The sequence below is a fragment of the Bacteroidales bacterium genome (genome assembly GCA_031276035.1).
Lineage (GTDB): Bacteria > Bacteroidota > Bacteroidia > Bacteroidales > BM520 > RGIG7150.
Genome location: JAISNV010000006.1, coordinates 1 through 12,595, shown reverse-complemented (window position 1 = coordinate 12,595; position 12,595 = coordinate 1). Strand labels below are relative to the sequence as shown.

Below are 12,595 nucleotides of genomic sequence, written 5' to 3'. Positions count from 1 at the left end.
GAACACGCAGCACAATGTGGTTTGGCAGCTACTCCTGAATGTCGCCACCGGGAGACCTGCTCCCATCTGTAATAAAGCACCAACATTCTTACAAACGAATGTTGTTCAAGTCACACACGTCCGGCTGGCTTGGTGGCGTGGTGCGGAGAATACGAATGTTTGTACGGGTATGAATGCTTGAAAATCCGACAGGACTTTCTGCGAGCCACACCCGCATTGCGCCAAACTGCTTGTTAGTGGCTGTTTATTTTTTGTCGTACTCATAAGTTGCAATTTTATATTTTTCGGTTCCAATTATACGATAAAATGTTGTAATCCGTCCTGATTCATCAAACGTATATTCATAGTACTCATCGTCACTACCTGGACCACCTGAATAAGTTCTTTTAGATTCGGGTTCTCTCTTTATCTCTCGGCGTTTAAGCCTTCCATTAGGATAATATTCAAAATATGTAATTTCCTTTTCATTTCTATCAAGGTCAAATTTTTCTGAGTGGATTAATAAGCCATTTTTATATTTTAAAGTATGTATTTGCTCATAAATATCTGTTGCATTAGTTTTTGGTCGAAAATAATAAGATTTATCTTGGTAAATTAAAATAGTATCTCCTTTGTTTTCTATTAGTTGTATAACAGTCGAATCGCAACAATTTCTATAAGTTTTTTTTTGATAAACAATTCGGTTTTCCTGATATCTATATTCGTAATTTGAAATTGTGTCAATTCGCTTAGAGTTGTTAATGTTAAAGCTCATGATATAATAAAGTTGATCGTTATTTGAATTATAAACGTAATTATATCTTGATAAAAGTTTTCTTTTATTGTAATTTTCCTTCTGAATAACCCGACCTAATGTGTCAAGTTTTGCAATACTCCAAAAACTACCAATTGTTGTACCACTGTAATATTTTCCTTTAATAGTTGTTGTTTCTGAGTAAATTTCGTTTGTGACAAATAGTTGAGCATTGGTTTTATTTCCCCAAAACAAAATTATCAAAATAGATATGATAAATTTCTCCATATTTTTATCTTTCTTCATATTACATACTATGCTAAATTGCCACTAACGGTTGGCGGCTTGCCGTTCGGGCGGGGTTTTTACGCACAAACTTTCAATTCCCGATTTGCCCCCGCCTGACGGCAAACCGTTTGTTAGCGGTTTGTGGCTTTCCGCCTTGTCGTGTTTTGGTTGTCATTTCGCTAATGATAAATAAGCTATTACTATTCCAATAACGCCAATGATTACTGAAATGATTGTGTCTCGTTTTTGCCAACGAAATGATTTCTTAGTAAGTTCGCCATCACTGTTTACTTCTGTCTTTGTTTTAATGTTTTTACCAATTTTTACTTGTCCGCTTTCATTCGTAATATTACCTACTTTAATATTGTCTCCCATATTGAAAATATTTATATCTACAATTTTTGTTGTTGGTGTTTCAGAGGAATAGTCAAACACATAGACATTGTTATATTTACTTGTAGCGCTGCTTTGTTTACATTTTGAAACTGTCTCTCCTATGTTTAAAAACATCTCGTTTATTAATTGAGGAATTTTATTTGCGTCTCTGTCTTGCGGTCTAAATTTTAAAAAAATAAATTCGTCATTAGTGATGTTGTCTAAACTGATGTTGCTTAAATGGTCAGGTTGTATAGTTGTAAACAAAAATGCTGGTGTTATTGTAGCTGGTTTAGTTTCATTATAATTTAGATTTTCAATGTCAAAAATATTTCGCCAACTCATTACTGTGTCGCTATGGAAAGTCACACTATTTAATTTTTGAAAATTTTTATTTTCAAAATTGTATTGATAGTTATTCAATATTTTTGACATTCCACTACTGTGTAAGTCTGATGAATAATTATGCGTTTCTTGAAAGTCAAAGTCAGAATACTCTAATATGTAGAGGTAATAATCCGAATTTGCCTTAAACATATTTTTCGGAAGAATATTGTTGCCAATCTTGGCTATGCTTGAAATCATTAAACCCATATTGTCTTTCTTATTCGGTTTTATTTTTCATTACTACGTCTGCACTTTTTTGTCTAGCTGTCGCTTGTTGCGTGGTCGTCCTGCCATAACCGCTAACTCATAAGTACACGCACCTCATATTTTGTCTATCATTCCATAAAAGGCTATTTCTTTCCCTCATAATCACATGTTTAGTTATTGAATCAGTTTTTGTGTGCTTCCTTTGTTGAAAAACAACTTTGCAAAGATAAAAAAAAATATAAATTATCAAAGGACTTTTTGAATTTTATATATTTTGTTACTAACTTTAGTATATAATAAGATGGTTTTTATGTTGTTGTTCCCAAGTAATTGTTGAATTAAACTTGTCTGTACTGTTCTATAAATAAATGTGTTGCATAACTATGTTTTAATCCGTGATTGTTTATTTCTTTATTTAGTCTTACTTTTTTAAAAAACAAATTAAAAATTTTTTGTTTTACATATAAAAAATTGAAACGCAAAACCCGTTTTTTCTGTTTATGCGCTTAACCGGTTTTATCTTCAAATATTTACTATCATATTTCATTCTCAATTATTAATTTTATCTTTGCACATTCTTATGAGAAAAAAAATATCATCGAAATATTTTGTGATAGGCTCTGTTTGTATCCTTCTGATTCTGACATTAGTTAATGTTACAACAGGGAGTTTTAAAATTAGTTTTCAAAATTTTTTAGATTTTATTTTTAATGGAAATAAGGGTGATCTTCACGGCATAATTATACAGTCACGACTGAATTCTGTTATTACGGCGGTTCTTGCGGGCGCCGGATTGGCAGTGGGCGGACTTCTTCTTCAAACTTTATTTAAAAATCCGCTGGCAGACCCTTCGGTGCTGGGAATTAGTTCCGGTTCAAGCGTTGGCGTAGCAATATGTTTATTGGCTCTGGGTACCACGCAAACGGCTATCTTTTCATCAACAGTGTTATCGAAACATGTTTTAATAATATTTTCGTCAATTTTGGGGACAATGCCGGTATTGCTTGTATTGCTGCTCGTTTCAAAAAGAACTTCAAATAAATTGGTTATTCTGATTACTGGGCTTATGATTTCTTTTGTGAATTCGTCTTTAGTCTCTATTGTCGAATTTTTTAGCATGAAAGAAAGTTTGTATTCATATATGCTCTGGGGAATGGGAAGTTTTTCTAATGTTCCGCCATACCTTATTTTAAGTTTTGCCTTAATATTAATCGTAGTAATATTACTGTCGCTATTTCTTGCCAAACCCTTGAATGCTGCTTTGTTCGGTGATAATTATGCAAAAAACCTCGGCGTTAATTTATCGAGTTTGAGATTCTGGACTATACTTTTTTCCGGAGTAATAATTGCCGTTGTAACAGCTTATTGCGGTCCTATCGGATTTATCGGATTGGCAGTTCCTCATATTGTTAGAATGTTCACAAAAACTGCGGATCATCACGTACTAATTCCGGCTTGTGTATTGTTCGGCAGTTGCTTTGCCTTATTCTGTCTTTTTATTTCACGTATTCCCGGTTTCGACGGCGCTTTGCCGATTAATGTAATTACTTCGCTGATTGGAGCGCCGATCTTAATAAAAATAATGTTCACTCCTTCAATGAAAAACCAAAATGATTAGAGCTGAAAAAATATCAACGGGTTATCGTAATTCGACAAAAAACAGGGAAAAGAAATTTTTTGTTGTTCATTCGGGATTGGATTTTTCATTAAATAAAGGTGAGCTGGTTTGTCTGATAGGGGAGAACGGTGCCGGAAAATCAACACTTCTGAAAACTATTTGCGGATTTATTCCGGTTGTTTCCGGACAATTATTCATCGACGATATTGAAATTAAAAACATGAAGTCGAGAGATATTTCTCTTAAAATAAGCGTTGTGCAGTCTAATGCTCCGGATCTGGATAATATGAACGCTTATGAAGTTGTTTGTATGGGAAGATATCCGTACACCGGAATGTTTGGAAAGTTAATTGATTTGGATTATCAAATAGTTGATGATGCGATTGAAATTATAGGAATTGAAAAATTGAAGTCGAAATTTTTTAATTTGATGAGCGACGGGGAGAAGCAAAAAGTGATGATTGCCAAAGCTCTTGCTCAACAAACGCCGTATATTGTTATGGATGAACCGATGGCTTTCTTAGATTATCCTTCGAGAATTGATATGATGAATATTCTGAAGAATCTCACTAAAAATCATAATAAAGCTATTTTGCTTTCAACGCATAATCTCGAAATGGCTTTGGATATGGCAGATAAATTATGGGTAATGAACTCAAAGGGCGATTTTATCCAAACTAACTCCAAAGAACTGATTGAGAATAATTTGCTTGAAAAATATTTTAATAAGGATACGGCGGATTGGATTGCTTTGTCCTTGCGCTCCTAGCAATAACATTAACTAATGCTTTCGGTTTATTATTTCCGGATTTTTGAACAATCTCAGTTTTTCCTTGAAATAACAGTAGCTTTCTGGTTTTTGTACTGCGGCATACACATTCCGGCTTTGGCATTGAAATAAGTTGGGTCGCAGATTATGTATTTTTTCCCGTTAACAAGAATATAATCGCCGGATACATTTTCATTGAAATGTACTGCCGTTGCAATATGGTTTGGGTAATCCAGAAGCACAACATCCAAATTCAGTAATTCATCAACAAGCCAAGAGAATAATATAGAACGGTCTTCACAATCGCCGTAAGGATAGTAAAAATTCTCCTCACAGAAAAACCACTTCTCATATCCGAACTGATCGTCGTCTGTTTTATATTTGAAATTATCATTGATGAATTTTAAAATAAAATTTACCGATTCGAGTTCTGTTTTGCCTTGAAGCATAGAACCCAATTGAGATTTTATAGACTTGGAAAGAGATTCGTCAACAGCAGCACTAAAATATACAATTAATTCTGTGCGAGGATAATCCTTATAATAATCAATAATATTCTTACTATATGTAATATCTAATTTTTCATTGTTAACATTGGCAATCTTGTCATTCAAATTCGTATTTCCGATATTAATCGGACTGTTGATATTCAAATCAAATTTAGAAGCGTTTTTGTCGAAACTGAAATTATAAGTAAAAACCGAAGGATATCTCTGATTAGATTTTTTATCATGTTCGAAAATATAGTACTTATTGTTATCTAATGAAATATATGCTTGTTGAAAAATTTGTTGTTCAGCCGGAAAAAGGTAAATCAATCTGTCTTCAAATCTTGCAATTTTAATTTCATATCCGCATTGATTTAAAAGATATACGCCGCAAATTGTTTTTTCGTTAGAATTATTGGTTTTAAATATTGTGTTGACTGTTTCTTTACAAAGATTGAAAAATCCCCAATCGTTCAGCTGCATTTCATTCTTTGTTTTAAGTAATTGTCCTGTTATTTCTGAAAGATTTTCCCTGTCTAAAGAATCCCAGAATTCCGACACACTTTTCTCCTTAATATCTTTTAACCTGATATTGAAAGTACTAACATACGGGGTTTCAAGTTTTGTGTTATATAATGAAAAGTTTAAAACGTTTTTATTGATAGCCGGTGTAACGGTCGGCTCGAATTTATGTTCTGGTTCTTTACGGTTTTGTGACGGCTTCTCCGGATTCGGCGAAATTGGTTTTTTATCTATCTGAATTTCTTCCTGCTTAATAATTTCTTCATTTTTCGGATCAGACGGCTGAATCTTTTCTTCTATTTTCGGACTTTCGGGAATAATAATATCTTCAACTTCAATTTTGACAGGTTCGGTCGGTTTGATATTGCCGGCATCCGGCATTATATCCGGTTTAGGTTGCGAAGGTACCGGCATTCCCTGCATCGCATTAAATTCCTTCCAGCGTTCTTCCAGAAACTTGGAAAATTCCTCGTTTCTCGATTGTGTATATTGTTGAAGTTCCGAACTCCTGTTTTTAAGAAATTCTTCATATTCCTTATTTGTTTGTGCGTGAAGATTTAATGTACAGAAAACGATTGTTAGTAATAAGATTTTTTTCATATTATTGTTGATTGCAGTTTCAAAACTAATTTTAATTTCTTTTTGAAATAATTTAATAGACGGAATTACGAAATTTTCGAAATTTACATACAAATGTAATTTAGAAGTAATATGTGACAAGTGTAAAAATATTTCATATTTAGTGTAATAATTTATAATATTTATTTTCGCCGTCATTTCCGGTACGGCAATTGATAAAATCCGACAAAACAATTTCAGGCTCAAGGATGTCTTCAATATAATACTGTGTGATTGACGGATTACACACAATCACTTTTCCTGTTTTTACGGATAAAAAGTGTTTATAAAGATGATTTTGTTTGGTGATGTCATCCAAAGTTACTTCAAAACGCGACGGAAAAACAATTCGCCAGAATTCCGTAGTTGCGCCTTCCGCAATTGCTATCTCGGAAGAAACAGGAAAACTTCCCGCATGCTTATCATCGGCAAAAATATATTCAAAACCGGCATCTCTGTAAAACGAAGCAATATAACTTTTACCTCCTGCGGCATACCAATAACCGTGATATTCCATGCAATCGAAAATAGCAGGTTTGTCGGGAATATATTCCTGCTCATCCGCCAATTCATTATATCTTTTAAAAATATCTTCACAAATTTTATCGGCAAAATCAATTTCACCAAATAAAAATGCAAACAGCTTCAGCCATTCGGCTCTGCCTAAAGGGTGTGTTTCTAAATATTCTAAAACCGGAATACATTTTATGCCGGCGTTCTCTAAACTTAGAAAGTTGGATTTTTGGTATTCGCTTGTAGTGATAAAATCAGGTTGTAACGAAATGATTTTCTCAATTTTAGGATTGTTGGCAAGTGTAATTATTTCCGTTTGTTTATTCAACTTTCTGAAAATATCAACTTTATTATAGTTACTTGTGTCCGGAATACCGCAGATGTTATTGATATGGCCTATTTTATCGCAAAAAGCAATATGTGTTGTGGAAAAGCAAACTAATTTATTTTCTTTTTTGATATCCGACTTTCCTAGTTGGATTTTTGCAACGATTTCGTTTGTATCCGACGGATTAATTATATGAATGAAATAATTATTCCGGTCTTCCATAATTATAAAACCCTTAGCGTATTCCGGTTGTAAAAATACCGAGCTTTTATCTTCAACGGAAATTTTTGTTTTACAAGACGATAACAGGATTCCTATAATACAAACAGTTATTATTTTATATAATTTCATAAATTAATTTTTTATCATCGCATCATAATTCGAAAACGCACTTAAACAATCATATTTATTCATATTTCAACTTATAGATTTTATCTTAAAATCAAATTACAAAAGCCTGTTCAATAAAAATGATAACTTTCTTTGAGCTTGAATCTTAAATTATGCAAAAGTAAGAATTATTTAGAAAAAAGTTTATACCTTAGTGGCTCAATTCGGAAAAATAAAAATTATGAGCTATATTGAGTTCGATAAAACACAACTTAGTAATTTATCATACGTATTAAATAAAGAGTTGTTACGCACTAATCGCAGCGGCACCTATGGTTCTACAACTTTAATCGGTTGCAATACACGAAAGTATCACGGTTTGTTGGTTGTTCCGCAACCGCAAATCGATGGCGACTTACATGTACTATTGTCTTCTTTGGATGAGTCTATTATAGGGCATGATGAGGAGTTTCAGTTAGCGGTACATCAATATAAAGATCAGTTTTATTATCCTAAGGGGCAAAAATATTTACGACAAATTAATTTTGATCCCAATCCGATTATGATTTACCGCGTAGGCGGAGTTTTGCTCAAGAAAGAAAGAATAAATACTATTTCGGGTGTAAGATTTATGGTAAAATATACTCTGCTTGAAACTTATTCTGATGTTGTTCTTAAAGTTCGTCCTTTGCTGGCATATAGAAACAGACATAATCTCATGAAGGCTAATGATAATGTTCTGACGGGTTTTGAGGAAATTAAAAACGGAATAAAGTACAGAATGTACGAAAATTATTCTCATCTTAATTTTCAGGTTAATAAGCAGTTCGATTATATTCATACTCCTGATTGGTATTTTGGCTTTGAATATGAAAAGGATAAGGAAAGAGGTTACGATTTTACTGAAGACTTGTTTTCTCCCGGTTATTTTGAAATACCTTTGAAAGTCGGCGAAAGCGTTATTTTGTCTATCGCTACAGATGAATGCAATCCGTCTGTTCTTTCGGAACTGTTTTCCAACGAGTTGAAAAAACGAATACCTCGAAATAATTTAAAAAACTGCCTTATCAATTCTGCGCTGCAGTGTATTATTAATGATAACGATAAACGCCGCGTAATAGCAGGTTATCAATGGCTCGGAGTTATTCCGCGAGATACTTTTATAGCTTTGCCGGGATTAACCCTTCCGTATGGTAATGTAAAAGAATTTAAAGAGGTTATTAATTCTATGGTTGGAGATATGGACGGTCCGTTCTTCAAATATTATTATAATGTGCATTCTAATAAACGGCCTTCTGCCGATGCTTCGCTATGGTTTTGCTGGTGCTTGCAACAATATGTTGAAAATACCCGCGGCAGAAAAAGTTTTGTTTGGAAAACCTGGGGACATGTAATACGCACTATTTTACATGCTTATTATAACGGCGCAGGAAATGGAATTTATGCAAATAACAACGGACTTCTGCATCAGGGGGAAACTGGTTTGGCATTGACATGGATGAATGCTTTTGTTAATGATGAGCCGGTTACACCGCGCACAGGCTACGCTATTGAAATAAATGCTCTTTGGTATAATGCGATTTGCTTTGCTTTAGAGCTTGCAAACAATGCGGGCGATTTTGAGTTTGTTGATTTTTGGAATCCGGTTTCAATCAAAATAAAGTCGTCTTTCATTAAATATTTCTATAAAGATTCCGAACCCTGTCTTTGTGATTATTTTAATGACGAAACAAGCGATTGGAGAATTAGGCCTAATCAGTTGATTGCTATTGCAATGAAACATTCCCCTTTAAGTGATGATATCAAATTGAATGTGTTGCGACTTGTGAAATCGGAGTTGTTTACACCTCATGGAATCCGTACTTTGTCGCCGCGCTATCAGGAATATCTTTCTAAGTCGGAAGGAAATCATGATAAACGGGGTATATCTATGCATAATGGTTCTGCTTATCCGTGGTTGTTAATCTTTTATGTCGAGGCTATGAAGAAGTTGGAAGGTGAAAATTATTTGAAAACTTTGAAGGACATTGTTCAGAACTTCGAATCTGAAATGACGGAGGGTTGCGTCGGCTCGATCTCACAAATGTATAACGGAAACCCTCCTTATGAAGGCAGCGGTACCGTTTCTCATGCTACTAATATTGCAGCTTTGCTATGGATAACGAAATGTATTGATGATAACGAATTTAATTCTGAATAATTTATGAAAGTTTTGATGTTCGGATGGGAGTTTCCGCCGCATATTACCGGCGGACTTGGTACTGCTTGTTACGGTATGGTTAAAGGTTTGAACCATCACGATTTGGATGTGATTTTTGTTGTTCCGAAAGCTTACGGCGATGAAGACTCGGAAGTTGCTGATATTGTAAATGCGAGCGATATAGAAATTGATATATATCAAAAAAAATATATTGATTTAATTAATAATATGACTTATATCGAAGTTGATTCATCACTTATTCCTTATGTCGGACCGGTTGAATATGAAAGATATATTGAAAAATTACAAAATTCGGAAGGCATAATCGAAAATCCTATCTACCGGACAAAATATGAATTTAGAGGAAATTATGGAGCAAATTTGATGGATGAGGTTGCCCGTTACGCATTAGTTGCTTCGCAAATTGCTGTGGATAACGAATTTGATATAATTCATGCTCATGATTGGTTAACTTATTCTGCCGGCGTTGCCGCAAAAAATGCATCAGGAAAGCCGCTCGTTGTTCATGTACATGCAACCGAATTTGATAGAACGGGAGAAAATGTTAATACTATTGTATATCAACTCGAAAAAGCCGGAATGGAAGCGGCCGATAAAGTTATTGCAGTTAGTAATTTAACTGCCGAAACTGTCATCAAAAAATATGGAATAGATCCGAATAAAGTGGTAACGGTACACAATGCCGTAGAGCCGTCCGAAACTAAAGGGTTGGAAAAAGCGGGAAAGAATGTTAAAGAAAAAGTTGTGACTTTTTTGGGAAGACTGACATTTCAAAAGGGGCCGGAATATTTTGTGGAAGCTGCAAAATTGATTCTGGAAAGAGATAAAAACGTTCGTTTTGTAATGGCAGGCTCCGGTGATTTATTTGAAAAAATGGTAAAATATGTGGCACGGCTCGGAATTTCCACTCATTTTCATTTTACGGGTTTCCTGAAAGGTAATGAAGTCGATAAAATGTTTTCACTGAGCGATGTATTTGTCATGCCTTCGGTTTCGGAACCTTTCGGAATTGTTCCTCTCGAAGCTATGCGCCTGAATGTTCCTGTTGTTATTTCAAAACAATCCGGCGTTTCCGAAGTACTTGAATATGCTTTAAAAGTGGATTTTTGGGATGTTAATGCCATGGCCGATGCGATTTATGGATTATTACATTACGATGCTTTATACGAAATGTGCAAATACTGCGGAAAAGAAGAAATTCTGAATCTTAAATGGGAAAAAGCTTCAAAAAAGATATTGGATGTTTACAATTCGGTTTAAATTAATAAATAAAAGTTATGAACAAAGTCTGTTTCTATTTTCAAGTGCATCAACCGTTACAATTAAGACGTTATCGCTTTTTCGATATGGGGATAAATCACAATTATTATGATGATTATTTGAATAAGTTAGCGATAAGAAGAATTGCGGAGAAATCATATCTGCCGATGAATAATCTTCTGATGGAATTAATAAAAATTCATGGTGATAAGATTAAGATTTGTATGTCAATATCCGGGACTACCATTGAACAACTGAAATGGTATGCTCCCGATGTGCTTAAAAGTTTTAAGAAGTTAATTAAAACCGGTAATGTAGAACTGCTTTCGGAAACGTATAATCATTCGTTTTCCGCTTTGGCTGATGTGGAAACTTTCAAACAGCAGGTTATTAAGCAACATAAGCTTCTGGAAGAAACTTTTGAGGTTTCTCCTGAGGTTTTTTGTAATACCGAATTATTGTTTTTTGATGATATTGCCGATGTAATCAGCGAACTTTCTTATAAGGCTTGCCTTATTGAGGGAGCACGACATGTTCTTGGCTGGCGCTCATCGGAATATCTTTATTCCAGTGCTGCAAATCAGACACTAAAACTCATTACAAGAAACGTCAGTTTGAGTGACGATATCGAATATCGTTTCGGAAATACGGCTTGGGATCAATGGCCTCTTACTGCGGAGAAATATTTAACTTGGGTTGATAAAGCTTTTGAGAAAGGGGAGTGCCTCACTTTAGGATTTGATTATGAAAACTTCGGGGAATATCAAATTGCGAATACGGGTATTTTTGATTTTATGAAAGAATTGTTACGATTATTGGCTGTAAAGGATGAATATGAACTGATAACTCCTTCCGAAATTGTAAAAGAATTTAAACCGGCGGCGCAGCTGCATATTCCGCATCCTATTACTTGGGCCGGCGATGAAAAAGATATGAGTACCTGGTTAGGAAATGAACTTCAGGAAGATGCGTTTAAAAATCTTTATTCCGTCTCAAATAAAATGTTGAATTGCGAAAGTCGGGAGTTGATAAAAGATTACGATTTAATTCAATCTTCCGATAACTTTATTTACATGTCAACAAAACTATTTTCCAAAGGTTCATTTGCAAGGCATTATGTAAGTCCATACGATTCTCCGTACAATGCATATATTAATTATATGAATGTGTTATCTGATTTTCTGATGAGGATATGAACGTTTCGTAAATACAAAGACAGAATAGATGTAATTACCGTATCGTTTAACTGTAGAAGATTTATTATTATTTGTTGCAGGATACTAAATTCTTTCCTCAATATTAAGAATTTCGAGCATATTATTGATAAGAGTGATATCGATAGGAGTTTTGTTTTGTAAAACGTTAGAAATTGATTCGCGTTTCAAGCCCGCAATCTCAAATTCATCGTAACCACGAATGGAAATTAATCTGGAAAGGTTTAGAAGAACATAAATAATATCATTGGTAGTTTTATACTCGATTACTGCTTCTGTAAGCATTTCTATTCCGAGCTCAGGATCTTCTTTGAACTTTTTCAGAACAAAATCTTCATAACCGTGTACAGGTTCAAGGTTGCTCATATGAGTAATTCTTTCTTAATAACTTAGTTTTTATTAGATTTATGTTTTGTCGATAATACTTCCAAATTGATGCTTAACGGTTGACGCCAAACCGTCTGTGCTTGTTGCACAACTGCAAAGATAAGCATTTTTCAACAGTACTTGTATCTGTTTTTTGTATCTTTGTACCAAACGATTACGATATGCAAGGCAAGAAAGATTTTACTCCTAAGTTATTTTACTCATTGAGTTTGGATAAGTTGGTTCCTACCGATGATTTTTACCGCAATCTGAATAAATCCATTGATTTGCGGTTTCTCTACCAACAGACAAAGAAGTATTACGGAACCGAAGGTCAAGAAAGCATTGATCCGGTAGT

The 12,595-nt window shown here is 34.2% G+C and carries 10 protein-coding genes; 5 read left to right on the top strand and 5 right to left on the bottom strand.

Annotated features, from left to right (window positions below):
• Positions 1–244 precede the first annotated feature (244 nt).
• Both LBP67_02050 and LBP67_02045 read right to left on the bottom strand, forming a co-directional pair.
• On the bottom strand, positions 245–1,021 hold the full coding sequence (locus tag LBP67_02050) for a hypothetical protein (protein MDR2083762.1): 777 nt from the start codon (positions 1,019–1,021) through the stop codon (positions 245–247).
• Between the two features lie 171 nt (positions 1,022–1,192).
• Entirely contained in the window at positions 1,193–1,765 is a 573-nt protein-coding gene (locus LBP67_02045; GenBank protein ID MDR2083761.1) for a hypothetical protein, read from the bottom strand.
• 805 nt (positions 1,766–2,570) lie between these two features.
• Between LBP67_02045 and LBP67_02040 the strand changes: the two genes are divergently transcribed.
• Both LBP67_02040 and LBP67_02035 read left to right on the top strand, forming a co-directional pair.
• Entirely contained in the window at positions 2,571–3,608 is a 1,038-nt protein-coding gene (locus LBP67_02040) for an iron ABC transporter permease (GenBank protein ID MDR2083760.1), read from the top strand.
• Positions 3,601–4,377, top strand: a complete 777-nt coding sequence (locus tag LBP67_02035; protein ID MDR2083759.1) for an ABC transporter ATP-binding protein — start codon at positions 3,601–3,603, stop codon at positions 4,375–4,377. Before LBP67_02040 ends, LBP67_02035 begins: the two co-directional genes overlap by 8 nt.
• 53 nt (positions 4,378–4,430) lie before the next feature.
• Here LBP67_02035 and LBP67_02030 read toward each other — a convergent pair whose 3' ends face one another.
• Positions 4,431–5,987: a hypothetical protein gene (locus LBP67_02030; protein MDR2083758.1), complete on the bottom strand. Its 1,557-nt coding sequence runs from the start codon at positions 5,985–5,987 to the stop codon at positions 4,431–4,433.
• A gap of 139 nt (positions 5,988–6,126) precedes the next feature.
• Positions 6,127–7,197, bottom strand: coding sequence for an ABC transporter substrate-binding protein (locus LBP67_02025; protein ID MDR2083757.1), 1,071 nt, complete (start codon positions 7,195–7,197; stop codon positions 6,127–6,129).
• Between the two features lie 220 nt (positions 7,198–7,417).
• Between LBP67_02025 and LBP67_02020 the strand changes: the two genes are divergently transcribed.
• Genes LBP67_02020 through LBP67_02010 form a run of 3 tightly spaced genes read left to right on the top strand, consistent with a single transcriptional unit; the run spans position 7,418 to position 11,853 of the window.
• Positions 7,418–9,376 carry a glycogen debranching enzyme N-terminal domain-containing protein gene (locus LBP67_02020; GenBank protein ID MDR2083756.1) on the top strand — a complete coding sequence of 653 codons (1,959 nt, stop codon included), beginning with the start codon at positions 7,418–7,420 and terminating at the stop codon, positions 9,374–9,376.
• Positions 9,377–9,379: 3 nt separating this feature from the next.
• Entirely contained in the window at positions 9,380–10,657 is a 1,278-nt protein-coding gene (locus tag LBP67_02015) for a glycosyltransferase family 4 protein (protein ID MDR2083755.1), read from the top strand.
• 17 nt (positions 10,658–10,674) lie between these two features.
• The gene (locus tag LBP67_02010; GenBank protein ID MDR2083754.1) at positions 10,675–11,853 is read left to right on the top strand and encodes a glycoside hydrolase family 57 protein; all 1,179 of its coding nucleotides are present in this window, start codon (positions 10,675–10,677) and stop codon (positions 11,851–11,853) included.
• An 84-nt stretch (positions 11,854–11,937) separates the two neighbouring features.
• Here the strand turns inward: LBP67_02010 and LBP67_02005 are convergent, their stop codons facing one another.
• Positions 11,938–12,237, bottom strand: a complete 300-nt coding sequence (locus tag LBP67_02005; protein ID MDR2083753.1) for a hypothetical protein — start codon at positions 12,235–12,237, stop codon at positions 11,938–11,940.
• Between the last annotated feature and the right edge of the window lie 358 nt (positions 12,238–12,595).